Source organism: Planococcus sp. ISL-110, from assembly GCF_018613575.1.
GTDB lineage: Bacteria > Bacillota > Bacilli > Bacillales_A > Planococcaceae > Planococcus.
This window is the reverse complement of the sequence record NZ_JAGGPX010000020.1, coordinates 38,116-64,020: the sequence shown is the minus strand read 5'-3', so window position 1 is coordinate 64,020 and position 25,905 is coordinate 38,116. Positions and strand designations below refer to the sequence as shown.

24 protein-coding genes and 1 pseudogene are annotated in these 25,905 nt (G+C 47.2%); 2 read left to right on the top strand and 23 right to left on the bottom strand.

The window, feature by feature from the left end; all coding sequences use genetic code 11:
* Window positions 1–306: 306 nt before the first annotated feature.
* From J7I83_RS13800 to J7I83_RS13710, 20 genes and pseudogenes are all read right to left on the bottom strand, one after another.
* Window positions 307–1,472, bottom strand: a pseudogene (locus tag J7I83_RS13800) (IS3 family transposase).
* Window positions 1,473–1,593: 121 nt separating this feature from the next.
* Window positions 1,594–1,725, bottom strand: a complete 132-nt coding sequence (locus tag J7I83_RS18015; protein WP_285228705.1) for a hypothetical protein — start codon at window positions 1,723–1,725, stop codon at window positions 1,594–1,596.
* 288 nt (window positions 1,726–2,013) lie between these two features.
* On the bottom strand, window positions 2,014–2,787 hold the full coding sequence (gene spo0A, locus J7I83_RS13795; protein ID WP_215101674.1) for a sporulation transcription factor Spo0A: 774 nt from the start codon (window positions 2,785–2,787) through the stop codon (window positions 2,014–2,016).
* An 88-nt stretch (window positions 2,788–2,875) separates the two neighbouring features.
* Window positions 2,876–4,573, bottom strand: coding sequence for a DNA repair protein RecN (gene recN / locus J7I83_RS13790; protein ID WP_215101672.1), 1,698 nt, complete (start codon window positions 4,571–4,573; stop codon window positions 2,876–2,878).
* 16 nt (window positions 4,574–4,589) lie between these two features.
* A complete protein-coding gene (ahrC, locus tag J7I83_RS13785) occupies window positions 4,590–5,039 on the bottom strand; it encodes a transcriptional regulator AhrC/ArgR (protein WP_142827854.1) in 450 nt (149 codons plus the stop codon).
* 359 nt (window positions 5,040–5,398) lie between these two features.
* On the bottom strand, window positions 5,399–6,220 hold the full coding sequence (locus J7I83_RS13780) for a TlyA family RNA methyltransferase (RefSeq protein WP_215101669.1): 822 nt from the start codon (window positions 6,218–6,220) through the stop codon (window positions 5,399–5,401).
* The gene (dxs, locus tag J7I83_RS13775) at window positions 6,217–8,121 is read right to left on the bottom strand and encodes a 1-deoxy-D-xylulose-5-phosphate synthase (RefSeq protein WP_215101783.1); all 1,905 of its coding nucleotides are present in this window, start codon (window positions 8,119–8,121) and stop codon (window positions 6,217–6,219) included. The genes J7I83_RS13780 and dxs overlap by 4 nt, the downstream gene beginning before the upstream one ends.
* A 92-nt stretch (window positions 8,122–8,213) precedes the next feature.
* On the bottom strand, window positions 8,214–9,095 hold the full coding sequence (locus J7I83_RS13770) for a polyprenyl synthetase family protein (protein ID WP_215101668.1): 882 nt from the start codon (window positions 9,093–9,095) through the stop codon (window positions 8,214–8,216).
* A complete protein-coding gene (xseB, locus tag J7I83_RS13765) occupies window positions 9,092–9,328 on the bottom strand; it encodes an exodeoxyribonuclease VII small subunit (protein WP_215101666.1) in 237 nt (78 codons plus the stop codon). The genes J7I83_RS13770 and xseB overlap by 4 nt, the downstream gene beginning before the upstream one ends.
* Window positions 9,321–10,682, bottom strand: a complete 1,362-nt coding sequence (gene xseA, locus J7I83_RS13760) for an exodeoxyribonuclease VII large subunit (protein WP_215101664.1) — start codon at window positions 10,680–10,682, stop codon at window positions 9,321–9,323. Before xseA ends, xseB begins: the two co-directional genes overlap by 8 nt.
* Window positions 10,683–10,766: 84 nt before the next feature.
* Window positions 10,767–11,627 (bottom strand): bifunctional methylenetetrahydrofolate dehydrogenase/methenyltetrahydrofolate cyclohydrolase FolD, encoded by an 861-nt coding sequence (folD, locus tag J7I83_RS13755; RefSeq protein ID WP_215101662.1) that lies wholly within the window; start codon window positions 11,625–11,627, stop codon window positions 10,767–10,769.
* Between the two features lie 14 nt (window positions 11,628–11,641).
* A complete protein-coding gene (gene nusB, locus J7I83_RS13750) occupies window positions 11,642–12,031 on the bottom strand; it encodes a transcription antitermination factor NusB (RefSeq protein WP_215101660.1) in 390 nt (129 codons plus the stop codon).
* 207 nt (window positions 12,032–12,238) lie between these two features.
* On the bottom strand, window positions 12,239–12,634 hold the full coding sequence (locus J7I83_RS13745) for an Asp23/Gls24 family envelope stress response protein (RefSeq protein ID WP_215101658.1): 396 nt from the start codon (window positions 12,632–12,634) through the stop codon (window positions 12,239–12,241).
* A 15-nt stretch (window positions 12,635–12,649) separates the two neighbouring features.
* A complete protein-coding gene (gene accC, locus J7I83_RS13740) occupies window positions 12,650–13,999 on the bottom strand; it encodes an acetyl-CoA carboxylase biotin carboxylase subunit (protein WP_215101656.1) in 1,350 nt (449 codons plus the stop codon).
* Window positions 14,000–14,016: 17 nt separating this feature from the next.
* A complete protein-coding gene (accB, locus tag J7I83_RS13735; RefSeq protein ID WP_215101654.1) occupies window positions 14,017–14,520 on the bottom strand; it encodes an acetyl-CoA carboxylase biotin carboxyl carrier protein in 504 nt (167 codons plus the stop codon).
* Window positions 14,521–14,648: 128 nt separating this feature from the next.
* Window positions 14,649–15,209 (bottom strand): elongation factor P, encoded by a 561-nt coding sequence (efp, locus tag J7I83_RS13730; protein ID WP_215101652.1) that lies wholly within the window; start codon window positions 15,207–15,209, stop codon window positions 14,649–14,651.
* A 17-nt stretch (window positions 15,210–15,226) separates the two neighbouring features.
* Window positions 15,227–16,294, bottom strand: a complete 1,068-nt coding sequence (locus J7I83_RS13725) for a M24 family metallopeptidase (RefSeq protein WP_285228704.1) — start codon at window positions 16,292–16,294, stop codon at window positions 15,227–15,229.
* Window positions 16,291–16,731 (bottom strand): type II 3-dehydroquinate dehydratase, encoded by a 441-nt coding sequence (gene aroQ, locus J7I83_RS13720; RefSeq protein WP_215101648.1) that lies wholly within the window; start codon window positions 16,729–16,731, stop codon window positions 16,291–16,293. The genes J7I83_RS13725 and aroQ overlap by 4 nt, the downstream gene beginning before the upstream one ends.
* A 417-nt stretch (window positions 16,732–17,148) precedes the next feature.
* Window positions 17,149–19,707 carry a vitamin B12-dependent ribonucleotide reductase gene (locus tag J7I83_RS13715; RefSeq protein ID WP_215101646.1) on the bottom strand — a complete coding sequence of 853 codons (2,559 nt, stop codon included), beginning with the start codon at window positions 19,705–19,707 and terminating at the stop codon, window positions 17,149–17,151.
* Between the two features lie 187 nt (window positions 19,708–19,894).
* Window positions 19,895–20,731 carry a lipoate--protein ligase family protein gene (locus J7I83_RS13710; RefSeq protein WP_215101644.1) on the bottom strand — a complete coding sequence of 279 codons (837 nt, stop codon included), beginning with the start codon at window positions 20,729–20,731 and terminating at the stop codon, window positions 19,895–19,897.
* A gap of 99 nt (window positions 20,732–20,830) precedes the next feature.
* On the opposite strand from J7I83_RS13710, the gene J7I83_RS13705 reads away from it, so the two are divergent.
* Together J7I83_RS13705 and J7I83_RS13700 are read left to right on the top strand one after the other, a co-directional pair.
* On the top strand, window positions 20,831–21,214 hold the full coding sequence (locus tag J7I83_RS13705) for a rhodanese-like domain-containing protein (protein WP_215101642.1): 384 nt from the start codon (window positions 20,831–20,833) through the stop codon (window positions 21,212–21,214).
* A 336-nt stretch (window positions 21,215–21,550) separates the two neighbouring features.
* On the top strand, window positions 21,551–21,697 hold the full coding sequence (locus J7I83_RS13700) for an ATP-binding protein (protein ID WP_215101640.1): 147 nt from the start codon (window positions 21,551–21,553) through the stop codon (window positions 21,695–21,697).
* 164 nt (window positions 21,698–21,861) lie between these two features.
* Here the strand turns inward: J7I83_RS13700 and gcvPB are convergent, their stop codons facing one another.
* The 3 genes from gcvPB to gcvT are packed head-to-tail and all read right to left on the bottom strand — an operon-like array spanning window position 21,862 to window position 25,813.
* Window positions 21,862–23,325 (bottom strand): aminomethyl-transferring glycine dehydrogenase subunit GcvPB, encoded by a 1,464-nt coding sequence (gcvPB, locus tag J7I83_RS13695; protein ID WP_215101638.1) that lies wholly within the window; start codon window positions 23,323–23,325, stop codon window positions 21,862–21,864.
* Window positions 23,318–24,685 carry an aminomethyl-transferring glycine dehydrogenase subunit GcvPA gene (gene gcvPA / locus J7I83_RS13690; protein ID WP_215101636.1) on the bottom strand — a complete coding sequence of 456 codons (1,368 nt, stop codon included), beginning with the start codon at window positions 24,683–24,685 and terminating at the stop codon, window positions 23,318–23,320. The genes gcvPB and gcvPA overlap by 8 nt, the downstream gene beginning before the upstream one ends.
* A gap of 27 nt (window positions 24,686–24,712) precedes the next feature.
* On the bottom strand, window positions 24,713–25,813 hold the full coding sequence (gene gcvT, locus J7I83_RS13685) for a glycine cleavage system aminomethyltransferase GcvT (RefSeq protein WP_215101634.1): 1,101 nt from the start codon (window positions 25,811–25,813) through the stop codon (window positions 24,713–24,715).
* Window positions 25,814–25,905 lie beyond the last annotated feature (92 nt).

Sequence of the window (25,905 nt, the reverse complement as noted above, 5' to 3'; positions counted from 1 at the left end):
TAGGGCATTAAGTACCACCATACCAAAAAAATAACGGGCTTTCCAGTCGGCCGCTTGGAACGCGCCAGCACTAAGAAATTTAGTGAATTTGAAACGTGCTTATTTTTTTCTGCTGTTTCCATAAAAATATGGAGAAAAACTGTGGAGACACCCAATCGATTGGTCTGCCAAAAGCATCAAAACGAAGAGTGGCTGCCGGATTGGGACATTCAAAATTGCTCTTTCTTTCCATAAAAAAAACCAATGAGCTGCAATCTCATTGGCTAGACTGACATAGCGATTTGAGACACATATAAAACACCTTCATTAGGCTGCTTGCGCCCCATATTCCTTGGGTGCCAGGTAGCCTAATTTTTCTAGAATCCGATCTTCATTATAGTACCGAATGTATTCGATCACTTTCTCTACAACTTGAAGATTATTCAACGAATTGAATTTGACGTACTGAAATTCTTCCGATTTGATATTCGAGTGAAACGATTCGATTACTGCGTTGTCCCAACAGTTTCCGCGTCGCGACATACTGCTCACCGCGTGTTTCTCCTTGATCAAGTCCTGATAGGCATACGACGTGTAGACACTTCCCTGATCGGAGTGGATGATAATCCCCTCGGGGTAGCCTCGCAATTCTAGTGCCTCATTCAATGTATCGACGACGAGTGGTGTCTGCTGGTGATCGTAGAGCTTGTAAGCAACGATTTCGTTGTTGTACAGGTCCATGATCGTCGACAGATAGAGCGTCGAGCTTCCGTATTGGATATAAGTAATATCCGTCACCCATTTCTCGTTTGGAGCAGCGGCGCTGAAATTCCGTTCCAATAAGTTGGGTGCCACAATGACCGATTCGCCTTGTGATTTCCATTTCCGTTTCTTCTTGACCCGACATTGCAGGTTGTGTTTTTGCATGATGCGCTGAACCATATTGCGATGCTTGTTGGTCTTGTAGTCTTTATTGAGTATTTTTTTGATTTTTCGATGGCCAAAGCGGTATTTTGTTTTCTTGCATATGGCGATAATGTCTTTCTCCACTTGCGTCAACTTACTAGTAGAGCCGTCGGCCAGCCACCGGTAATAAGTAGAGCGTGGCACGCTTAATGCAGAGAGAATCGCTGTGACGGTATACTTCTTGCGGTAGGTTTCCACCAATTGGAGAACTACTCCTTTTTCAACTCCTTTTTGATCTCCAAATACTTTTTTAAGATGTCATTCTCCATTTTTAAATGCGCATTCTGGCGATCTTTCTTTTCCATTTCACTGGCGAATTCCGGCCCGTGTCCATAGGTATATTGCTTTCCAATCGGCTGGTCGAAACGGTGCATTTCATTATTCCGATACCATCTCATTCATGTCTTAATTTGGGAGTCGTTTTTAATCCCATACTTCTCCATAATTTCCTTATTGGTTAGTTGGCCAGTTAATTTATCTTTAACAACGGCCCATTTTGTTTCGCTTGAATATACGTTTTTGCCCATGCAAAAACACCTCCGATTTGAGTACTTGTTAAAAGTGTACCATCTCGAAGGTGTTTTATATTGTCCCATTTAATTATGTTAGTCTAGGCCGGATCATTTATAGGTGAGTTTTTTAGTTTCATTACAAAGACAGCATAGTAAACAAAGTAATCAAAATGGCAACGCAATAAACACCGTAAAAATACAGCCGGTCGACGATAGTTCCTTCGCCATTCCCTAAAAAGTAGTCATCAATTTGCCTGATCAATTGCAATTGCGCTCGCCTCTTTTCACTATGCTGAATCTGCCGTTTTGCACTAATATTGCTGTCTATTTTTCTTTTGACCAGAACAACAGCGTCTTAACCTTTTCCTTTATTTCGCCATCCTTAAACAATATTCCTTCCTTTTAAAAGTGAAAATCCACTCGTCTGGCAAACTCAATTTGGTTATTCGGCTGTGAAAAGCTTGGAATATGCTGTTTTTTCAGGCTGAATATTTTCTCGGAATGCAAAAAAAACTTTCTTTTCGCGGTTATAGCGATCAGAAAGTTTTGTGAAATTTTATTGATCTTTTTCATTTCGCATTTCCAGCCGCAGGCTATCCGCGACCATTGCAATGAATTCAGAATTAGTGGGTTTTGATTCAAGATGCGCAACGCTGTAACCGAAGATTTTGGAGATATGATCGACGGTTTCATGGCGATTCCACACCTGTTCGATTGCATGTCGGATCGATCTTTCGACTCGAGTCGGGGTCGTGTCAAATTTGGCGGCAATTCCGGGATACAGCACTTTGGTGACTTTATTGAGGATTTCAGGCTGCTCCAATACGAGCGAGACCGCTTCCTTCAAATAATTATAGCCCTTCAGATGCGGTGGTATCCCGATATCTTTGACCATATTGGTAATCCGATCCTCTTTTGTCAGCCGGCTGCTCAGTTGCCCCGACATGCTGGTCCGTGTACTCATAATATGATTGATCTGCACAACCAATCGATCAGCTTCAAAAGGCTTCATGATGAAATAGGATGCTCCGTATTCGGCTGCCTGGCTCATAATCGATTCTTGACCGAATGCAGACAGCATAATGACGTCAATGCCCTGCAAATCACCGTTTTCCTTAATGGCATCCAACACGGCAATGCCATCCAGATAAGGCATAATGATGTCCAACAGCAAGATATCGAGGGGCAGATTTTGCAGCATCTCAATGCAGGTCTTGCCGTTATAAGCAACATCCACCACTTCCATATTAGGCTGTGCATTTAAATAATCTTTCATCAGTCCGACCAATTCGCGATTATCATCTGCAATTGCGATTTTTATTTTGTCCATTCGACTCTCTCCTTGGTGACTGACTCTGGTAGATAACGATGCAGCCGGCAGGCAATAGGATCGACTTTTCCTAGACTGGCCTACCAGCTTATTTCATCAGTAGTTTCCGGTCCGCTGCTAGTGACAGCAATTCTTCCGCGTGCTGAAGGGTCAGATCCGTGATCTCGGCACCTGACAGCATTCGGCTCATTTCTTCTGTTCGTTCACGTCCATCCAGTTCGTTGACGGCAGTGGTTGTCCGCTGCTTATCGACTTTCTTCTCAATGAATAAATGCTGATCGGCCATTGCCGCAACTTGAGGCAGATGCGAGATGCACAGCACTTGGGAATGGACCGAAATGGCTGCAATCTTCTCAGCAATCGCCTGTGCGACCCTACCGCTGACGCCAGTATCCACTTCGTCGAAAATAATGGAAGTAATGCCTTGGTGCTTGGAAAAAATGGTTTTCAACGCCAGCATCATACGGGACAATTCTCCGCCTGATGCTACTTTGGTTAATGGTTTCAGTGGCTCACCGAGATTTGTCGAGATATAGAAGGAAATCGAATCATGGCCATTCCGGTCAAACCGGCCATTCGGCAATACAGAAAAGTTCACTTCAAACGATGCTTTAGCCATATGTAATTCCTTTAATTGCTCCATGATGGCCTTGCCCAGGCTTTTCGCGGCTTTCCGGCGGAGAATTGTCAGCTCTTCCGCTTCAACTCGCAAATCTGCGGTTAACTCCTTTAGCTTTTCCTGATCCAGCTGATAGCGTTGATCACGGTTGACCAATTTATCCAACTCATCTGTCTGCTTCTCATGATACAGCAAAATGTCTTCAACAGAAGCACCATATTTTCTTTTTAAAGACTGAATGACGGCCAAGCGTTGCTCGATTTCGTTTAACCGGGCAGGATCGAATTCCATATCATCCAAAATCCGCTTGATTTCTGTTCCCGTGTCTTGAATCAGGTAAAAAGCACTCGACAGGGTTTCTGAAGAATCTGTAAAGGTTTCATCTACTGCGGCAGCATGTTCCAGTTCAGACATAGCCGAGCCTACCCAATCCAGACCTTTGCTTTCGCCCTGGATCGCTTCGTGTGCTGCTGAAATCGATTCATAGATTTTATTGAAATTTTGCAGCTTTTTGCGTTCCTGTACTAGTTCCTCTTCTTCGCCAATAACCAATTCTGCTGCTTCGATTTCCTGTAGCTGGAACGTCAGCAAATCAATGCGTTGCGCAATTTGCTGCTCGTTTTCCGTATAAGATGAAAACTCGCGTTTTAATTTTGTATATTTATCGAATGTGTGGCTGTAGCTGTCTTTTGATTTGATCAGGGTTTTTCCAGCAAATTGATCCAGCAGATGGAGATGCTGTTTTTCATCCATCAATTCCTGTGTCTCATGCTGGCCGTGGATGTCGATAAGCGAAGCACCGACCTCACGAAGAATGGAAATGGTCACCAGCTTGCCATTGATGCGGCAAACATTTTTCCCTTTGTCGTTCAATTCACGGCGCAGCAAAATATCGCCATCACTCCAAGTGATGCCGAATTCCTCTAACTTGCGAAATACCGGATGCTGCTCGTCTTCCAATGAAAACAGCCCTTCGATTTCCGACTTTTTGGCACCATGCCGAATAAACTCCTGGCTTCCGCGGCCGCCAGCCAAAAGATGGACAGCGTCAATGATGATGGATTTTCCGGCACCGGTTTCTCCTGTCAATACTGTCAGTCCTTCTGAAAAACTGACGGTCAAGGCATCGATAATAGCAAAATTGCGTATGTCCAATTCCCGAAGCATTTCCGTTCACCTCTTCTTAAAGCATTTCAATTAAACGCTGTTTTAGAATTTCACGATGTTCGGTGTCTCTGCAGATGATCAGGCACGTATCATCTCCGCAAATGGTCCCGAGAATCTCTTCCCAGTCCAAATGGTCGATAAGCGATCCGATGGCGTGGGCATTGCCCGGCAATGTTTTCATGACCAGAAAATGGCTCGCTCCGTCAATGCTGACAAAAGCGTCCGTCAACGCACGGTGCAATTTCTGCATGGGATTAAAGCGTTGGTCTGCAGGCAGACTGTATTTATAACGGCCATCCTGAAGTGGAACTTTCACCAAATGCAATTCTTTTATATCACGCGATACGGTGGCTTGTGTCACTTCGTACCCAGCCGACTTCAGCAAGTCCACCAGCTCATCCTGCGTTTCAATTTCACGATTCGAAATGAGATCGCGTATTTTAATGTGGCGCTGTCCCTTATTCATGGTGTTCCCCCTTGAGTGAATATTTATTCCATATACTTAATATCCTACAGTTATTTCATACATAAGACAAGAAAAGCCTAAGACTTCATGCAGCTCTAGAGTCTGATCAAGAAATAACAGGCCTCATTGCTATGTTCACTCCATGAGTTGAACTCGTAAATCACCATTTTATACACCACGCATGGCTCACATGATAAGGCCCCGCAAGGAGCAGAACAATGGGGAGGTTTGGTACTCGCCAACTGCATGACCACCCCCTGTGGACCTGGGAGCGCAGCTGTTTTGCAGAATATCGGAAATGAAAGATCATTAGTTCAACTTATATAGCTAGAAGAAAACACATCCCTGTTGGAATGTGTTTACAATGTTTTGTGTGCCGATGCTACTGTTTCGTTGATCAACGGCTCAGAGACACCGGCTATTTCACTGCCTTCAGCAGCGGATTGAAGGTGGAATAGAAACTCAATATTGCCTTCTCCACCAGTGATTGGTGAGAACGACATATTTTTTACATGAAAGCCGGAATCGACGGCAAACTTACCAACTTTCAGTAGCACATCGCGATGGATTTTCGGATCGCGGATAATGCCTTTTTTTCCGACATTTTCCCTACCGGCTTCAAACTGAGGCTTGACCAGCGCAATTACATCGCCGCCTGGAACCAACACTTGCTTTAAGACCGGAAAGATGATTCGCAAGGAAATGAACGAAACATCGATTGTCGCAAATTCCGGCAGCCCTTGAACAAAATCCTCGGGTTTGGAATGGCGGAAATTCACCCGCTCCATCACCGTCACGCGTTCATCCTGACGAATCTTCCAGGCTAATTGGTTATAGCCGACATCCAGCGCATAGCAATGCTTAGCGCCGTTTTGAAGAGCACAATCCGTAAAGCCGCCTGTCGATGAGCCAATGTCCAACATCAGTTTGCCGTCCACCGAAAGATCAAATTCCTGAAGGGCTTTTTCAAGCTTCAGGCCGCCGCGGCTGACATATTTCAAGTCGTTGCCTTTCATCTGCAGTGGTGCATCTTCCAGGATTTTTTCACCTGGCTTGTTCATGCGTTCGGAACCCGAATAGATGATCCCGGCCATAATGGCCCTTTTTGCTTTTTCACGCGTTTCACAGATGCCCTGTTCAACCAACAGGACATCTACACGTTCTTTTTTAGGTTTGTTCATAGAATAGTCGAACCTGCCTGCTTTTGGGCTTGCGTCAATTTTTTAACGACACGGACAACTTCATCGCTGTTCAAATGAATTTCATCCATCAATTCAGAGACGTCGCCATGTTCGATAAATTGATCCGGAATGCCCAAACGGTCAATAGCAGACTCGCGGTAATCATTTTCCTGTGCAAATTCCAGAACAGCACTGCCGAATCCACCTTGAAGAACGGCTTCCTCGATCGTCACCACTGGGATTTTGCGCTCAAAGATGCGGTGCAGCATCGCCTGATCCATCGGTTTGATGAAACGGGCATTCACTACTTGGACTGAAATGCCTTGCTCAAGCAATTGTTCTGCTGCATGCAATGCCATCGGAATGGTTGTACCAAACGTCAAGATTACCGCATCAGTTCCACTTTTCAGCACTTCCCATGAACCGATCGGCAAGGCTTGAAGCTCTTCGTCCATCGGCACACCTAAGCCGTTGCCTCTTGGATAGCGAAGGGCGATCGGTCCGCCATTGTAATCGATGGCTGTTTTGACCATATGTTGGCCTTCATTTTCGTCTTTTGGCATCATGATGACCATATTTGGCAAATGGCGCAGGAACGCGATGTCGAATACGCCTTGATGCGTTTCACCATCTGCCCCAACCAGGCCGGAACGGTCGATCCCGATAAAGACATTTAAATTTTGGCGGCAGATATCGTGAACCACCTGATCATACGCGCGCTGCAGGAATGTGGAATAAATAGCCAGGAATGGTTTCATATCCTGTGTCGCCAATCCAGCAGCCATTGTTGTAGCATGCTGTTCTGCAATCCCGACATCAAACATGCGGTCAGGGAATTCTGAAGCAAACCCTTCGAGTTTCGAACCGACTGGCATGGCTGGCGTAATCGCCACAATCCGTTCATCTGTGCGAGCCAGCTTGCGGACAGTTTCCGCTACCAGGCCGCTCCATGAAGGCGCTTTTGAAGAAGACTTCACTAAATCTCCGGTTTCCATCTTATAAGGTCCGATGCCATGCCACGTTCCAATTACATCCTGTTCTGCAGGCAAGAAGCCTTTGCCTTTTTTCGTAACGACATGCAGCAGAACTGGTCCTTTTGTTTTCTTGGCATAGCGAAGATTTTCTTCCAGCTCTTCCAGGTCGTGGCCATCGATTGGCCCCAAATAGGTAAAGCCCATTTCTTCGAAGAACATTCCTGAAACCACAAGATATTTCAAGGAATCTTTTACCCGTTCAGCTGTTGACGCGAGTCTGTCGCCGACTGCAGGAACTTTTTTCAATAGATATTCCAGATCATCTTTGACTTTATTGTATTTTCCAGCTGTCCGCATCCGGCCAAGCATACTGTGCATGGCACCGACATTTGGAGCGATGGACATTTCGTTGTCATTGAGAATGATGACCATATCCGTTTTCGCATGGCCAATATGGTTAAGCGCTTCAAAGGCCATACCGCCTGTTAATGCCCCGTCACCGATAATCGGGATGACATGGTTGCTGTCTTTTTTAATGTCACGTGCTGCAGCCATTCCCATCGCTGCCGACAATGAAGTCGAGCTATGGCCGGTTTCCCAGACATCGTGATCGCTTTCATTGCGTTTCGGAAATCCGCAGAGGCCTTTAAATTGACGCAGGGTATCGAATTGGCTGGCTCTGCCAGTCAAAATTTTGTGAACATAGGACTGATGCCCCACGTCCCAGATAAACTTGTCGGACGGGCTGTCGAATACTTTGTGGAGCGCAACTGTCAGTTCCACGACACCGAGATTCGGACCGATATGCCCGCCTGTTCTTGATAAATTTTCTATTAGAAACCGTCTTATATCTTCACTTAATACTTCAAGCTGTTTGGTATTCAGCTCTTTTAAGAAAGATGGACCAGTAATCGAATGAAGATCCATTGCCATCACGCACCTTTTATAAAATTTTCCTTCAGACTGTCTGTTCATTTTATATCAATACACAGCGAATGTACAAATCAGAGCCTTAGAAATCAGCTTTTTCTTTGGACAATCAAATGTGTTAATTGTAAAAGTAATGCTTTTTCACCTTTTAGCGATTGAAGAGCATTAATGGCTTCAGAAGCATGAAATTCGAGCTTTTGCTTGGCTTTCGGCAAAGTCAACAGGCTTGGATAGGTGCTTTTTTCGCTGAATTCATCTTTGCCAGCCGTTTTTCCAAGTTCTTGGGAAGTTCCCGTTACATCTAGGATATCGTCCTGAATCTGGAAAGCAAGCCCCAGGTGCTCACCGAATCTGCTTAGCGCCATAATTTCTTCATTGGAAGCTTGCGCCAGGATGCCGCCGGCCAAAATGCTGTAAGTCAATAGCGCACCTGTTTTCAAGCGATGCACCTGCTCTAGTTCTTCCAGCGTCAGCTGCTTCTCTTCGCCTTCAATATCCAGCACCTGCCCGCCGACCATTCCTTCAGCTCCTGACGAAACGCTCATCAAATCAATCAGACGTACTTTATCATCGCTTGAAACATGCTGCAGGCGTGCCACGATGCCAAAGCTGTAAGTCAGCAGCGCATCGCCGGCAAGAATGGCGACAGCTTCCCCAAACACTTTATGGTTGGTCGGCATGCCGCGCCGCAAGTCGTCGTTATCCATGCTAGGCAAATCATCATGGATCAGTGAATAGGTGTGGATCATTTCAATTGCTGCCGCCACTTTGAGGGCATCCGGGTGTTCCTGGCCGCTCAGCTCATGAAGTACGGCCAGCAGAAGAATCGGACGAATCCGTTTCCCGCCAGCCTGCAGCGAGTAATGCATCGATTCTTTCAGCGAATCGGGAATCGACAAAGACAGGATCTGCTCAGCCATTTGCTGTTGGATAAGTGGTTCATAATGGGCGCGGAACTCGGTTAAATTCATTTGGCATTCCCGCCCATTTCTATGTCAGCCGGCACTTCTTTGCCGTCTTTCATCATGGTCACCAACTGGCTTTCCGCATTCTGTAATTTATCGTGGCAGACTTTTGAAAGCTCCATGCCTTTCTGGTAAAGCGTCAGCGCCTGTTCAAGCGGAACATCCCCCTGTTCAAGCTGGCGGACAATTTCCTCAAGTTGTTCCATTGCATCATTGAACATGATTTTCTTTTCAGCCATCATTTCGGTCTCCTCTGTTTGCTGGATTTATTTCATTGACAGTCGTCTGCACGGTGCCGTCCTGCATCGTGATGGTCAGGCGGTCGCCCATTTTGACCTGCGACACACTTTTAACGACAGCTCCTTCTATATAAGGAATCGAATAGCCACGGTCCATAATTTTCAACGGACTCAGCGCATCAAGCGTGCGAATCGCTGACGACAACTGCTGCGTGCGATTCTTCAAAAGTTGGTTCATCTGATAGTCAAGTCTTCTTGCCAGTTCTGTCACTTCTGTTTCCGACTGGCGGATCCGTTGAAGCGGCACGCGTGATTTCAACTGCGGATCCAGCGTCCGGTAGCGTTCCTGTGAGCGCTTTAGATGCTGGAGCGATTCACGCTGCAGCGACTCAGTTGCGCGCTCGACACGTTCAATGAACGGCCGGTACAGACGCTCCGGATAGGCCAGAGGAAAAGATGAGGTTAATCGGTTCAAGGACTGCTTTTGTTGGTTGACGGTCCCAGAAACGGTCCGGTATAGGCGGCTGCGATAGCTTGAAATTCGTTCCAGCAGTTCTGCCTGGCTCGGCACAGCCAGTTCTGCAGCAGCCGTCGGCGTTGGTGCCCGAAGGTCTGAGACAAAATCCGCGATGGTCGTATCGGTTTCATGGCCGATGGCGGAAATGACCGGAATCCGCGAATCAAAGATGACGCGTGCCACCGCTTCTTCATTGAAAGCCCACAAGTCCTCGATCGAACCGCCACCCCGCCCAACGATCAACACATCATAATCCCCTTTATTGGCAGCCTGGACCGACTGGACGATGGACTGCGTCGCTCCAGCCCCTTGCACAAGCGTCGGATACAGCACAATTTCTGCCAGTGGGTAGCGCCGATGGAGTGTAATGATGATATCGCGTACAGCGGCACCTGTCTGGGCAGTCACCACCGCAATTCTTTTCGGAAAACGTGGCAAGGTCTTTTTATGGGAGGCATTGAACAGCCCCTCTTTGGCAAGCTTTTCTTTTAATTGTTCAAACGCCAGGTAATAATCACCGATGCCGTCAGCCTGCATGGACTGTGCATACAATTGATATTGGCCGGATGCTTCATAGACCGAGATATCCCCGCGGATCAGCACGGTCATGCCGCTTTCCGGTTTGAATTTAACCGATTTGGCGCTCGCAGAAAACATGACGCCCGGCAACCGTGCGGCATTGTCCTTCAATGTAAAATAAATATGGCCACTGGTATGGATTTTAACATTCGACAACTCACCTTTGACATAGACGTCGCGAAGGTGAGGATCGGCATCAAATTTCTTCTTTATGTATTTAGTTAACGCTTTGACACTTAAGTATGGGTCGGTTGACACACTTTCAACCCCTGTCTGTGAATTTAAAAAGCTGTCTTTCTTTCGAAAAACAGCCCTATTGCTCTTTATTTTACATGCTTATACCTAGTTTGTCTTTGATAACCCTTTTTCTGCGGATTCCAATGTATTGCCCATCAGCATTGCAATGGTCATCGGTCCGACACCGCCTGGTACCGGCGTTACGAAGCCAGCAGTTTCCTGGACATCCTCGAAGTCGACATCCCCGCATAATTTGCCGTTGTCGTCGCGGTTCATGCCGACATCGATGATGACCGCACCCGGTTTGATAAATGTATGATCAATGAATTTCGCTCTGCCGATCGCAGCAATCAGGATATCCGCCTGCGTCGTAAATTTCGCCAAATCCTTGGTTTTGGAATGGCAATAGGTTACCGTCGCATCTTTTTGAAGCAGCAGCTGGCCAATCGGTTTGCCGACGATATTGCTTCGGCCGATCACCACGGCGTGCTTTCCCGCAGGGTCGATGCCGTAATGGGACAGCAGCTCCATGATGCCGTGCGGCGTGCACGGCAAGAAGGCGTCTTTGCCAATCATCATATTGCCGACTGAAATCGGATGGAAGCCATCCACATCTTTTTCTGGGCTAATTGCCGAAATGACTTTGAACTCATCGATTTGCTCTGGCAGCGGCAATTGCACAAGAATGCCGTGGATTTGCGGATCCCGGTTCAATTCCTCTATTTTCGCAAGCAGTTCCTGCTCTGTCAACGTATCCGCAAACTGATGAAGATCAGAGCGCATTCCAAGTGCCTCGCAGGTCTTTTTCTTATTTTTGACATATGTAAGGGAGGCGGAGTTTTCCCCGACCAGCACGACGGCGAGGCCTGGGATGATTCCCTGTTGCGCAAGCTTTTCTACGCGCTCTTTTACCTGGACTTTAATTTTCTGGCTTACCGCTTTTCCATCAATCAATGTTGCAGTCATGTAAACTCCTCCAATTAAGTTGCTGATTCCTCTGTAAACTTCGAAAGGACCCCATTGACAAACCGGCTGGATTTATCATCTCCGAAGGTTTTGCTCAGTTCAATGGCTTCGTTCATGATGACGCGCGCCGGAGCATCTTCCATATAGCCCAGCTCAAAGATAGCCATGCGAAGAATCGTCCGTTCAATCTTCGGCAGACGTTCCAACGACCAGTTTTCCAGGTGGCCAACAAGTTTTTCATCGATCTCTGCCATATTGGCATGGGTGCCCTGCACCAGCAAACTATAGAAATTATCGTTTTCTCCAGCCATTACATGGTCCATGGCTTCATCGATGGTCAGTTCAGTGCCCTCTAATTGAAATAAGGTCTGAAGCGCTTTTTCACGTGCTTCGTGTCGTTTCATAATATATCCGATCTCCTTTTCACAGCTAATTATCCCTCATTATACAGGTATTACGGCTGAACTTCCATGTTTGAAATGTTCGGTCAATAGGCCGTTAGCGCCCTCCGAAACTCGTGTTCCACGCAGGAATATTTTGGGATTAGCCGGTAAAAACAAAGAGGAGGCTGTCCCGAAGCCATTGTTTGGTCTTCAGGACAGCCTCACTGCTTATTCTGCTGCTTTGGGCTCGAAATTGACACCGGTAATATGGACATTCACTTCTTGTGTCTGAAGTGAGGTCATGTTTTCAAGCGTCTGTCGGACCTGTTCTTGAATCTTTAAAGCGGTCTTCGGAATGGAAACACCATAATTGATCACGCAATAAACATCAATTGCCAAGCCTTCTTCAGACAAATCGGTTTTGATGCCTTTGCCGTGGACTTTTTTCCCCAAACGCTCAACAACACCAGAAGCGAAATTTCCGCGCATGCTGGCAACGCCTTCAATGTCCGTTGCAGCAATGCTTGCGATAATCTCCAATACTTCCGGGGCCACTTCAATATTGCCCAAATCCTGTGCTCCATGTGATTTCATGCGTACATAAGGTGCCGTTTTTTCTGCCATTTGCCAAGCTCCTCCTTATGATCCCAGTACATCGTATTTCTCAAGGAATTTCGTATTGAAATCACCTGATTTGAATACTTCGTGATCCATTAATTTCAAATGGAACGGAATCGTCGTAAACACGCCTTCGATGACGAATTCATCCAACGCGCGCTTCATTTTCGCAATTGCTTCTTCACGCGTATCCGCGAACGTAATCAGTTTGGCCACCATGGAATCATAATAAGGCGGAATCGTATACCCTGAATACATAGCGGAATCAATTCTTACACCCAAGCCCCCTGGAGGAAGATACATATCAACTTTTCCAGCCGAAGGCATAAAGTTCTTGGCCGGATTTTCCGCATTGATGCGGCATTCGATCGACCAGCCCTTGTACGTCACGTCTTCTTGTTTATAGGCAAGTGTTTCACCTGATGCCACTTTCAACTGCTGCTGGATCAAGTCAATTCCTGTAATCATTTCGGTAACCGGATGCTCCACTTGGATGCGTGTGTTCATTTCCATAAAATAGAATTTCTGGTTGACGGCATCAAAGATAAACTCCACTGTTCCCGCTCCGCGGTAGTTGACAGCCAAAGCTGCTTTGACCGCGGCATCGCCCATTTCAGCGCGCAATTCTGGCGACAGGGCCGGTGATGGCGCTTCTTCGACCAGTTTTTGCATGCGGCGCTGGATAGAACAGTCACGCTCGCCTAGATGAATGGCGTTGCCATGGGAATCGGCAAGCACCTGAATTTCGATATGGCGGAAATCCTCGATGAATTTCTCGATATAGACACCCGGATTGCCGAAAGCTGCTGCCGCTTCTTTCTGTGTCATGTTCAAGCCTTTGATGAAATCCTCACGCGTATGTGCCACACGGATCCCTTTTCCGCCGCCACCAGCAGTCGCTTTGATGATAACTGGAAATCCGAGTTCATCGGCAATGCGCAATCCATCCTCTTCGCTTGCAACGATTCCGGTTGAGCCTGGAACGACAGGCACTCCTGCTTTGCGCATCGTTTCACGTGCCACGTCTTTCGTGCCCATACGTGAAATCGCATCTGCAGTTGGACCGATGAACATGATGTCGCAAGCTTCGCAAAGCTCGGCAAAGCTGGCGTTTTCAGCCAGGAATCCATATCCCGGATGGATGCCGTCACAATTTGTCAATTTGGCAACTGACATGATATTGGAAAAGTTCAGATAGCTGTCTTTCGATAATTTCGGACCGATGCAATACGCTTCATCTGCAAGTTCGACATGAAGAGCTTCTTTATCTGCTTCTGAGTATACAGCGACCGTCTCGATATCCATCTCTTTACAGGCACGGATGATACGGACCGCAATTTCTCCACGGTTTGCAATCAATACTTTCTTCATCGCCATCTCCCCTTTCCTCAGTTTGCTTTCACTAGGAATAATGGCTGGCCGTATTCAACAAGCTGACCATCTTTTACAAGAATTTCAGCAATTTCCCCATCCACTTCAGCTTCGATTTCATTGAATAATTTCATGGCTTCAACGATGCAGACCACTTGATCGGCTGTCACTTTTGTTCCTGCCTGTACGTATGCTGCCTCATCCGGAGATGGCGACTCATAGAAGGTGCCAACCATCGGCGAAAGAATTTTGTGGTACTCGGCATGGTTGTCAACCGGGATTTCCGGCGCTTCCTGCGATACCAGTTCTTCAGCGTTTGGTTCTTTTGCCGGTGCTGGTGCACTTGGCGCTTCTACAGCTTTTGGTGCTTGGGGCTGGACGGACGAACTGTCGGCTTGCTGGACCTTGCCCGAACCACTTTTCTTCATTTTGACTTTGACGCCTTCAAATTCATAAGAGAACTCCTCAATAGATGACCCATCTACCAATTTGATGATTTCACGGATTTCTTGAATTTTCATATTCATCCTACTCCCCTAATATGTATTTAACTGATTTCTATTCCATTTTAGACTTTTTCAGTCTATTTTGAAATAGCTGAGACGACTTTTTAAAAAAAGGCCTCTAAAATATAGAGGCCTTCTGTTTATTATTGAGCTCGTGACACGTATGAAGAATCGGTCGTGTTGATGATCAAGCGATCACCTTCATTGATGAAGAATGGCACTTGGACAGACAAGCCGGTTGACAGTTTCGCAGGTTTTGACCCACCGCTTGCTGTATCGCCTTTGATGCCTGGATCTGTTTGAACCACTTCAAGGACTACCGTGTTCGGCAATTCAACGCCAAGCACTTCTCCCTGGAACTGGATTACTTGAACTTCCATGTTTTCCTGAAGAAATTTCAATTCGTATTCAATGTTTTTTTCAGGCAATTCGATTTGATCGTAAGTCTCTGTATCCATAAATGCATGCATATCGCCATTGGCATACAAATACTGCATCTTGCTGTTGTCGATTTGTGCTTTGGCGACTTTTTCACCCGCACGGAAAGTTTTTTCAGTGACACTTCCTGTACGCAGGTTGCGAAGTTTTGTCCGCACGAAAGCAGCGCCTTTTCCTGGTTTTACATGTTGGAATTCCATAACGCGCCAAATTCCGCCGTCCACTTCAATTGTGACACCTGTTTTAAAATCGTTTACTGAAATCATAATAGTTCCTCCGTTTGTTATAAAATGCGAAGCTCTTTTGTGGAGTTAGTCAACCGTTCATTTCCTGACTCGGTTATCAGTATATCATCTTCGATGCGGACTCCGCCAACTCCTGGCAGATAAATTCCCGGTTCCACCGTTACAGCCATGCCCGGCTCCAAAACCGTTTCCGATCTGAATGACAGGCCGGGGCTTTCGTGGACTTCCAAACCGATGCCGTGCCCGGTTGAATGGCCGAATGCTTCCCCGTAACCTTCGGACTTGATAAAGTCGCGCGCAATGGCATCTGCCTCGATGCCGCTCATGCCCGGCCCGATTTTCTCCACGCCCATTTGCTGTGCCTTCAATACAATATCATAGATTCTCTTCATCTGCGCTGAAGGTTCGCCGACAGCTACCGTACGGGTGATGTCCGAGATATACCCGTTGTAAAGGGCTCCGTAATCCAGTGTGATCATGTCGCCTTTTTCGATGACTTTGTCCGTCGCCACACCATGCGGCAGCGCCGACCGCAGTCCAGAAGCGACAATGGTATCGAAACTCGATGAAGTTGCTCCTTGTTTTCTCATGAAAAACTCGAGCTCATTGGAAACTTCCAGCTCTGTAAGCCCAGGACGAATAAATCCGCAAATATGCTCAAAGGCTTCATCTGCGATTTTGGCAGCGGCTTTCAGGATGGCAACTTCCTCAGGCGTCTTGACCATGCGGATCTTTTCAATCAAGTTGCTGATGGGTTCCAATTCTGCATCCATTTCCGCTTTATACTGGATCGCCGTAGCAAAAGTCATGTAATCCTGCTCAAAAGCAAGCGTATGAATGCCCAAAGATTTGACGGTCTGAACGGCTTGGTCCATCAGATTTTTTTTTGCCTGCACCACTTCGAACTCTTTGATCTGGTCGTTTGCCTGTTCCGTGTAGCGGAAATCCGTAATGAAAACCGCTTCCTCCTGCGTGACAATCGCCAGGCCTGCAGTTCCGGTAAATTCGGTGATATAGCGAAGATTGAAGGGACTGGTGACAAGTATTGCCTCGACATCCCGGCGCTTCATTTCAGCGCGTAACTTTTGAAGTTTCAATGTGTTCATCCTCTCTCTTGTCTTAAGATCAATGCTTGCAGCGCCAATTTGTAGACGTCCTGTCCAAACCCGACAATCTGCCCGATAGTAACTGGAGAGATATACGAATGGTGGCGGAATTCTTCACGTTTGTGGACATTTGATATATGTACTTCAATTACTGGGACCTCGATAGCAGCAATGGCGTCGCGTATGGCGATACTCGTATGCGTATAGGCTCCCGCATTCAAGACGATGCCTGAAAGCGCTTCATCACCCGCTCCGTGAATCCAGTCGATCAATTCCCCTTCGTGGTTCGACTGCCGGCAAATCAATTCAATATTATGGTGATAGGAAAACTCCACCAGCTCCTGCTCCAGCTCTTCCAGTGTAAACGTTCCGTATGCTTCTTTCTCCCGCTTGCCCAGGCGGTTTAAATTAGGGCCATTCAGAACCAATACGCGCATTTGACCTTCTCCTTCCCCTGACACATTCTTAATTATTTTAACATATCGGAACAATCGAGCAACTAATAAAGAAATGCGGAAGCAGCCGTTTAGCCCCGACAAGCGCTGGAAGCCTTACCAGTAATGGCGGCCTTTGCCATTGTTGGTAAGGGTGAAGCGACTCGAGGGGCTGGCTGCTGGAGTCTGGACAATAAAGAAATGCGGAAGCAGCCGTTTGGATTCGACGGGCATAAGACGCTCCGGCGAAGCGGCGTTTCTTCAGCCGCACAGCTGGAGTGGCTTATGACCCTAGAATCTGGCTGCCGGAGCTGGACAATAAAGAAATGCGGAAGCGCCCTTTTAGAACCGACAGGCTATTTCCCATTAAATTCAAACATAAAAAAACGCGATGGCTGTTGGGCCATCGCGCTGGTCATTTTATAATCCACATTTTAGTTGAGCGTTGCAGTTGGTGCAGGTGTTGCAGCCGCCCATTTCTTCCACTGTCCCTTTACGGCAAACCGGGCAGGTGTCGCCCACTTCAGAACCGATGCTGACATTGGTAGAACGGAGATCCTGAATCGTGTCGATCAAGACGATCGGACGCTTGCTCGTTTCCTCCGGCTGTTGCTCTTCTTCAAAAGTGTTGTCTTCGGCTTTCAATGTCAGAACCTGTGAGTCGCGGCTGCCATCGACGTAAACCGTACCGCCTTTTGCTCCGCCTTTGTAAAGACGCTCATAAACGCCCTCCACTTGTTCGACTGTATAGCCGCGTGGTGCATTGACTGTTTTCGAAATGGATGAATCGATCCAACGCTGGATGATGCACTGGACATCTGCATGTGCTTCCGGCGCCAAATCCATCGACGTGACGAACGCCTTCGGCAGGTTTTCTTCATTGGCTTCCGGATTGTTCTTCAGGTATTCACGGACGATGTCAGCTTTGACCTCGATAAATTTGCCGAGGCGGCCGCTGCGGTAGTATGTGAATGAATAATATGGTTCAAGTCCGGTTGAAACGCCGACCATCGTACCAGTAGACCCTGTTGGTGCCACTGTCAGTAAATGCGAATTGCGGATTCCTTTTTCAAGAACCGCTTCGCGTACATGTTCCGGCATGCCCTGCATAAACCCGGTTTCGGTGAAGGCTTTTCGGAGTGCTGCCGTTTCGTCATCGGTTTTGCCGACAAGGAATGGGAAGCTGCCGCGTTCTGCTGCTAGGTCAGTCGAGACTTCATACGCTGCCGTGGCAATTGTCTTGAAGACTTCATCCACAAGGTCATTGCCTTCCGGCGAGCCGTATTCCTTATCGCAGTAGATCAATAAATCGGCAAGTCCCATGACACCAAGGCCGACACGGCGTTCGCCGAGTGCCTGCACCCGGTTTTCTTCCAGGAAGTAAGGAGTTGCATCAATAACATTGTCCTGCATGCGGACGCCGACGCGAACCGTATCTTTTAAAGCTTCAAAATCGACTGTCTTTGTTTTTGGATCTGCAAACCGGGCCAGGTTGACCGCAGCCAGGTTGCAGACAGAATACGGTGCCAATGGCTGTTCGCCGCAAGGGTTAGTGGCAACGACTTTTTGTCCATATGCCGCCGCATTTGTTTTTTCGTTGGCATTATCGATAAAGAAAATGCCGGGTTCAGCTGAATACGTCGCGCAGATATTGATCAGGTTCCACAGTTCACGGGCTTTCATCGTGCGGTAAACACGGACACCGTGGCCCATACGTTCCCACTCACGGACGTCGCCGATTTCCTGCCATTGTTCGTTGTAGACGGCCATTTCCTCTTTTGAATAGGACTCCACTGCCGGGAAGCGAAGGTCGAAATCCGCATCGTTTTCGACAGCTGTCATGAAATCGCTGGTTAAAGTGACTGAAATATTGGCACCTGTCAAAAATTCTTCGTTGTGAACCGTATAAGTTCCGCCATCGTTCAGCTTCGTTTCAGCGTCGCGCATGATTTTCTCGTTGAATCCACCCATTCCAGGAATCGCGCGGTAGTTCAGGATTCCCTGGTACATCGCATTTTCCTGCTCTGTCAAAGGCTTGAATTTCAGTTTATCGTGAGCCAATTTTTTAATGGTCTCATCTTTTGTATTTTCAATCAAATAGCGCAAAATGCGCGGATTCTGCATTTTCGAAATAATAAATTCTGCAATATCCGGATGCCAGTCTGCAAGCATGATCATCTGTGCCCCGCGTCTTGATCCACCCTGTTCTACAAGATGTGTCAGCTTGGCGATATCGTCCAGCCAAGATACAGAACCCGACGATTTGCCGTTGACTCCGCGAGCCAATGTGTTGCGCGGACGAAGTGTTGAACCGCTGGTGCCGACTCCGCCTCCACGGCTCATGATCTCCATCACCTGTTTGCGGTGATCGGAAATGCCTTCGCGTGAATCGGCTACAAATGGCATCACGTAACAGTTGAAATACGTTACATCCGTATCGGCACCTGCCCCGTATAGCACACGGCCAGCTGGAATGAACTTCAATCCGACCAATTGCTGGTAGAATTTCTCGAACCATTCCTGGCGTTTTTCAGGAGTTTTCTCCACCGAAGCAAGACCAGTCGCATTGCGTCTCGCAATCTGCTCGTAAAAAACTTCCAGCGGCTTCTCGATCACTTCGATCGGGCGATTGACGATACCTGCTTCTTGTTCCTTCGGATTGTCGATGGCGCTTCTGTAATCTTCCTCGATCCAAACCTGCGCTTTGTTGGTCTGCTGATCGATGGACACGATGTAGCCAAGGCCACGAGCCGGGAATTTCGGATCTTCTTTGACAGTCAAGACAACAAAATCGCCTGCTTTTAGGGTCTTTTTCTCCGTATCCTTAAACGAATAACGGTCAATCATTACGAGGCGGGATACCCCTTTATGCGTTAGTTTCATATCAGGAGTAATTGTGTGAACTTGCGGGAACGTTTCGATATCCTCGTTTAACGCTCTTGAATTTAATGAATACTGGGATTGTGTGGCGGAAACCATTTGACAATTCCTCCTTTGTGTTATATGGAGTCAGATACTATATATAGTATTACTTCAATTCCCAGCATACTACATATTGAAACTCGTTTTCAATAATAATTTTCTGCTGTAGAATCCAGCCTGTTTAAAAAGCTTTATTTAGCAAGGTTTCCAGCTTTGGGAATCCACAAAATGAGCCAAAAGACACTTAAACACGGAAATTCCATTCGGCATTCGCGTATTTTTTTTCTTCTAAAGCCTTGACTTCGGCGAGTTGCTGTTCCGACAAGGTGTATGGCTGCAGATCGATGGCCAAGGCCTTCTCGAATCCGCTCTTGAATGCAAGGACGCATTCTTCCGCAGTAGCCGGCTGCTGACGCAGCGAATTGATCGATACTGCTTTTTCGGGGATTTTGATGCGCATCCGCTCTTTCGCCTCTTCGCTCGAAAATTTAAAAACCGACAACAGCTTCTCGGCATCCAAGTCAATCAGAATCGCACCGTGCTGCAAAATCACACCTTTTTGGCGTGTTTGTGCACTGCCCGCCACTTTTTTTCCTTCAACGACCATTTCATACCAGCTAGGGGCATCAAAACAAACCGCCGACTTTGGTTTTTTCAAGTCAGCGCGCTTGTCATCCGTATCCGGAACCGAAAAACGGGCATCCAGTCCGAGATTTTTAAAGCCTTCCAACAGCCCTTCGCTCAGCACGCGGTAAGCTTCTGTAACCGTTTCCGGCATATCCGGATAATCTTCACTGACAATGATGCTATATGTAAGCTCATGCTCATGAAGAACCCCTCTGCCTCCTGTCGGCCGGCGGACAAATCCGAGGCCAAGCCGGTTGACGGCTTCCATGTCGATCTCCTTTTCCACTTTCTGAAAATAACCGATCGACAATGCGGCCGGCTCCCAGCTATAAAAACGGATGACCGGCGGAATAAGCCCTTCACTGTGCCATGTCAGCAAGGCTTCATCAAGCGCCATATTGTAAGAAGGGCTGTTCGCCCCTGAGTTTATAAAAATCCATTTTGGATATTTCACAAGATCGCCTCCTATTTCCGATAATTAGTGTAACATTGGCATTGAATATCCGTCATCTCTTCTCTTATAATAAAGGAAGATGAGAAAGGGGCAAGAACATTGGAATTTTTATACATCACGATCGCCATCGTTTTGGCAATCATCATTTACGCGGTCATTTCTTATTTCCGCATCAAAAAAGCGGTCACTAACCTGACACAAGAAAAATTTATTGAAGGCTACCGAAAAGCCCAATTGATTGACGTACGCGAACCGAAAGATTTTGCGGCTGGACATATCCTGGGAGCACGCAATATTCCACAATCACAATTACGTCAGCGCTACAAGGAAATCCGTTCGGACAAGCCGGTCTACTTATATGACCAGAACGGAGCACGCAGTGGACGTGTCGCAGTTTTCCTAAAGAAAAAAGGCTACGATCAATTGTTCCAGCTGCAAGGCGGATTCAAACAATGGACCGGAAAAGTAAAATCCAAAGCCTAAGCTTCAAAAACCCTTCCACATTGCTGGAAGGGTTTTTTCACTTTTTTATCTCACTCTATTTGAAATGGGAACTCCTTTTGAAAACTGCCATCCTTTTGGGAAAATCACCAATGCTTCCAACGACTTGTACGGCGGCAATCTAAAAATCCAGGAAAGCTTCGAAAACAAACTGATTTAGCATCCTGTTATATGGCTCGCTCGCCAAATCCATCACCGGCTCCACGAAAGCGCCTGTCGTCTATTGGCAAATCACCCGGGTTCACCAACAGCTACACCATACAAGAGGCCTTTGGGATCGTCTCCAGACTGGCTCTGGCCGTTCTGGAGATCGGCTCCATGCCAGACTTTACCCGCTCCGTCTTTCTGAACGCCTTGGTCGGCACAAAATCACGCGGAGGGCTGTTCGGCATCGGAACCTCCAATTGCCCCGATAAAATTGATCCGGCATTGATTAACCGTGTTGCCGTTTTGGCCGGCCTATGAAATTCCGGCTCCTTCCAAGTCCCTGCGCAAACTCGACATCAAACAGATTTTTTCAGATGTGGAACTTACTGATATGGCCAAGCTGACTAAAGGCCTGTCGATTGGATTTTATTGATCGGCAAAAAGGCGTGGAAGCCCAATAGCTTCCACGCCTTTTTGCGATGTTATTCGCCTTTATAATAACGAAGTACTGGTTTTCGTGCTGCTTTTGTTTCATCCAAACGGCTGATGACCGTCGTGTGTGGTGCATTTTGGACGATCTCAGGATTTTCTTCCACTTCTTTGGCAATCTGGATCATCGCATCGATGAACGAATCTAAAGTTTCCTTGGATTCGGTTTCTGTCGGTTCGATCATCATGCCTTCTTCCACATTCAATGGGAAGTAGATGGTTGGCGGATGATAGCCGAAGTCAAGCAGGCGTTTCGCCATATCCAATGTACGGACACCCAGTTTCTTTTGGCGGCGGCCGCTCAAGACGAATTCATGCTTGCAATGGCGGTCATACGGCAAATCGAAATGAGGCTGTAGTCTTCGCATCATGTAGTTGGCGTTCAATACCGCGTATTCCGTAACTGCTTTCAGGCCATCCGGCCCCATGGAACGGATATACGTATAGGCACGCACGTTGATGCCGAAGTTGCCGTAAAACGGCTTGACACGGCCGATTGATTCCGGACGGTCGTAATCGAATGTATAGGCATCGTCTTTTTTCACCAATACCGGTTTTGGCAAATATGGAAGCAGATCATTTTTCACACCTACTGGGCCAGATCCAGGTCCGCCACCGCCGTGAGGGCCAGTAAAGGTTTTGTGCAAGTTCAAGTGAACCACGTCAAAGCCCATATCTCCCGGGCGTGCTTTTGACATAACCGCGTTCAGATTGGCGCCGTCATAATACAACTTGCCGCCAACTTCGTGGATGATGGCTGCCATTTCCATAATCTGCTCTTCAAACAATCCGAGCGTGTTCGGATTTGTCAGCATCAACGCCGCCGTATCTTCCCCGACAACGCGCTTCAGGTCTTCCAAATCCACAAGTCCCTGATCGCTTGATTTGACTGTTACAGTTTCGAATCCGGCAACCGTCGCTGACGCCGGATTGGTGCCATGCGCCGAATCCGGCACAATGACTTTTGTCCGTTTAAAGTCGCTCCGTGCTTCATGGTAGGCACGGATCATCATCAACCCGGTCCATTCACCATGTGCACCTGCGGCAGGCTGCAGAGTGACTTCGTCCATGCCGGTAATTTCTTTCAGATGCTCCTGCAGATCAAACATCAAGGCAAGAGCCCCTTGAACGGTTTTCTCATCCTGCAATGGATGGATATTCGCAAATCCAGGGAACCGTGCAACGGTTTCGTTGATTTTCGGATTGTATTTCATGGTACATGAACCTAATGGATAGAATCCGGAATCCACACCATGGTTACGGTTGGATAACGCCGTATAATGGCGCATAATATCAAGTTCCGATACTTCCGGCAGTTCAGCTGCCTCCGTGCGGATCAAATCACTCGGCAAGAGCTCGCTCAAGTCAACTTCCGGTACGTCAAGTGTCGGAAGGCTATAGCCGACGCGGCCTTCTTTGGTCAATTCAAAAATTAGCGCTTGGTTGTCCTTATGCATGAGTAGCCCCCGCTTCCTTCACTTTTGCAGCAATTTCCTGCACAAATGCATCGATTTCTTCTTTTGTCCGTTGCTCCGTGACCGCAACCAGCATATGGCCTTTGAATTCATCATAGCTCAAGCCGAGGTCATAGCCGCCGATCATGTTGTTTTCAAATAAACGGTCGTTCAACTGCTTGATGGATTCTTCCATTTTCACAACGACTTCATTGAAATGAGCGCCTTCAAATGCGATTTCAAGACCTGCTCTTTTCAATTGCTGTTTCATATAATGTGTTTTGATGATGTTCTGTTTGGCGATTTCCTGAGTGCCGACTTTGCCGAGTGCTGTCATAGCAACCGATGCTGCCAAAGCGTTCAAAGCCTGGTTCGAGCAGATATTGGAAGTCGCTTTGTCGCGGCGGATATGCTGTTCACGCGCCTGCAAGGTCAACACAAATCCACGGCGGCCTTCTTCATCCGTCGTTTCACCAACCAAGCGCCCCGGTACTTTGCGCATCAATTTTTTCGTGACGGCGAAATAACCGCAATGAGGGCCGCCGTATGCTTCCGGAATGCCGAAAGGCTGTGCATCGCCTACTGTGATATCCGCTCCGAGCTGGCCCGGAGACGTAAGCGCGCCAAGTGCCAACGGATTCGAAGAAACGGATAATAACGCGCCGGCTTCGTGGACAATCGGTTCAATTTCTTTCAGGTTTTCAACCTGTCCAAAGAAGTTCGGGTATTGGATCATCACAGTTGCGACGTTTTCATCGATCATCTCTTTTAAAGCATCCAAGTCAGTGTGGCCATCTTTCAACGGGATTTCGATAACTTCGATAGACTGGCCAAGTGCGTAGCTGCGGACAACGTCACGCGATTCCGGATGGACTGCATGTGATACTAGAATTTTCTTGCGTTTCGTGTGCCCTGCAGCAAGCATTCCGGCTTCGGCAAGTGCCGTTCCGCCGTCATACATAGAAGAGTTGGCAATGTCCATGCCCGTCAATTCGCTGATCATCGTCTGGAATTCGAAGATGGCCTGCAATTCACCCTGGGAGATTTCCGGCTGGTAAGGCGTATAGGCAGTATAAAATTCAGAACGTGAAATCACGTGATCTACGATAATCGGCTTGTAATGGTCGTAAACACCCGCTCCAAGGAAAGAAGCATAACGGTTGGTGTCAGCGTTTTGAGCTGCAAGCTGTGCCAATTCCTTTGTCAGTGAAGACTCTGATTTGGCTGCTTTGATGTTGTATTCGCCTTTAAAACGGACTTTTTCCGGGATATCCGAAAACAATTCATCGATTGAGCTGATGCCGATCGTTTCCAGCATTTCTTTTTCGTCTTGAGACGTCATTGGTAAATAGCGATGTTTCATCGAGTGCAGTCCCCTTTTCAAGTTAAATTAGTTGGATCGTTTATAAAATGGTGTTTCCACTGTTCTCGCTTTTAATCGTTTGTTGCGAATTTCAACTTCCAATTCGATTCCCAATTCAGCCCATTCACTCGAAACCAAAGCCAGACCGATATTTTTCTTCAAGGTTGGTGACTGGGTGCCTGTAGTCACTTCTCCGATTTTCTGGTCTCCTGCATATACCGCATAACCATGGCGCGGTATGCCTTTGTCGATCATTTCAATGCCTACCGATTTACGCGGAACGCCAGCTTCTTTTTGGGCTGCCAATGCTTGTTTGCCGATAAAGTCCTGTTCTTTTTTGAGCTTTACGACAAAATTGATGCCTGCTTCAAGCGGCGTGATGTCTTTCGACAATTCCTGGCCGTATAAAGCAAGACAAGCTTCAAAGCGCAATGTATCACGTGCGCCAAGCCCTACAGGCAAGACGCCTTCCGGTTTGCCTTCCGACAGGATTTTGTCCCAAAGAACAACCAGCGCATCAGGCCCTGCGTAGATTTCAAAACCGTTTTCTCCTGTATAGCCGGTCCGCGATAAAATGACCTTTTGTCCTGCCACTTCAACCTCTTGCTTAAAGCGGAATGGTTTGATCGCTGAAAGGTCTTCGTTTGTCAGGCGCTGAAGCACCTTTTCAGACAAAGGACCCTGCAGCGCCAACAAACCGTAGCGTTCAGAAGCGTTATCCAATGTTACATCACCTTTTTTTGCCTGTTCCATCCATTCAAAATCCTTTTCGATATTGGATGCGTTGACAACAAGCAAATAATGCTCGTCTGCTAATTTATACACCAGCAGGTCATCTACCGTGCCGCCGTCTTCATAACACATCGCTGTATACTGCGCCTGGCCATCTTGAATTTTGGACACATCGTTTGTTACCAGATGCTGGAGATAGTCTAAACTGTCTGCTCCTGTGACGAAGATTTCACCCATATGCGATACATCAAAAAGCCCTGCTTTTGTTCTGACCGCTTCATGTTCTTCCTTAATGCTCGAAAATTGCACAGGCAGTTCCCAACCACCAAAATCGATCGTTTTGCCGCCATATTTCGAATACGTTTCAAACAGAGGTGTACGCTTTAACTGTGCCAATGATTTTCCTCCTCATTCTTCAAACCCCTTCCGGCTGACACAGTGTGCCAAGACACGAAAAAAGGACAGAGATTTCCCTTAAAGGGAAATCT

What these genes read in the sequence shown, in the direction of transcription:
- spo0A (WP_215101674.1), bottom strand. Translation starts at nt 2,787, where the DNA reads ATGGACAAAATAAAAATCGCAATTGCAGATGATAATCGCGAATTGGTC.
- recN (WP_215101672.1), bottom strand. Translation starts at nt 4,573, where the DNA reads ATGCTTCGGGAATTGGACATACGCAATTTTGCTATTATCGATGCCTTG.
- ahrC (WP_142827854.1), bottom strand. Translation starts at nt 5,039, where the DNA reads ATGAATAAGGGACAGCGCCACATTAAAATACGCGATCTCATTTCGAAT.
- J7I83_RS13780 (WP_215101669.1), bottom strand. Translation starts at nt 6,220, where the DNA reads ATGAACAAACCTAAAAAAGAACGTGTAGATGTCCTGTTGGTTGAACAG.
- dxs (WP_215101783.1), bottom strand. Translation starts at nt 8,121, where the DNA reads ATGGATCTTCATTCGATTACTGGTCCATCTTTCTTAAAAGAGCTGAAT.
- J7I83_RS13770 (WP_215101668.1), bottom strand. Translation starts at nt 9,095, where the DNA reads ATGAATTTAACCGAGTTCCGCGCCCATTATGAACCACTTATCCAACAG.
- xseB (WP_215101666.1), bottom strand. Translation starts at nt 9,328, where the DNA reads ATGGCTGAAAAGAAAATCATGTTCAATGATGCAATGGAACAACTTGAG.
- folD (WP_215101662.1), bottom strand. Translation starts at nt 11,627, where the DNA reads ATGACTGCAACATTGATTGATGGAAAAGCGGTAAGCCAGAAAATTAAA.
- nusB (WP_215101660.1), bottom strand. Translation starts at nt 12,031, where the DNA reads ATGAAACGACACGAAGCACGTGAAAAAGCGCTTCAGACCTTATTTCAA.
- J7I83_RS13745 (WP_215101658.1), bottom strand. Translation starts at nt 12,634, where the DNA reads ATGGCAGAAAAAACGGCACCTTATGTACGCATGAAATCACATGGAGCA.
- accC (WP_215101656.1), bottom strand. Translation starts at nt 13,999, where the DNA reads ATGAAGAAAGTATTGATTGCAAACCGTGGAGAAATTGCGGTCCGTATC.
- accB (WP_215101654.1), bottom strand. Translation starts at nt 14,520, where the DNA reads ATGAAAATTCAAGAAATCCGTGAAATCATCAAATTGGTAGATGGGTCA.
- efp (WP_215101652.1), bottom strand. Translation starts at nt 15,209, where the DNA reads ATGATTTCAGTAAACGATTTTAAAACAGGTGTCACAATTGAAGTGGAC.
- J7I83_RS13725 (WP_285228704.1), bottom strand. Translation starts at nt 16,294, where the DNA reads ATGAACACATTGAAACTTCAAAAGTTACGCGCTGAAATGAAGCGCCGG.
- aroQ (WP_215101648.1), bottom strand. Translation starts at nt 16,731, where the DNA reads ATGCGCGTATTGGTTCTGAATGGCCCTAATTTAAACCGCCTGGGCAAG.
- J7I83_RS13715 (WP_215101646.1), bottom strand. Translation starts at nt 19,707, where the DNA reads ATGGTTTCCGCCACACAATCCCAGTATTCATTAAATTCAAGAGCGTTA.
- J7I83_RS13700 (WP_215101640.1), top strand. Translation starts at nt 21,551, where the DNA reads ATGCCAGACTTTACCCGCTCCGTCTTTCTGAACGCCTTGGTCGGCACA.
- gcvPB (WP_215101638.1), bottom strand. Translation starts at nt 23,325, where the DNA reads ATGCATAAGGACAACCAAGCGCTAATTTTTGAATTGACCAAAGAAGGC.
- gcvPA (WP_215101636.1), bottom strand. Translation starts at nt 24,685, where the DNA reads ATGAAACATCGCTATTTACCAATGACGTCTCAAGACGAAAAAGAAATG.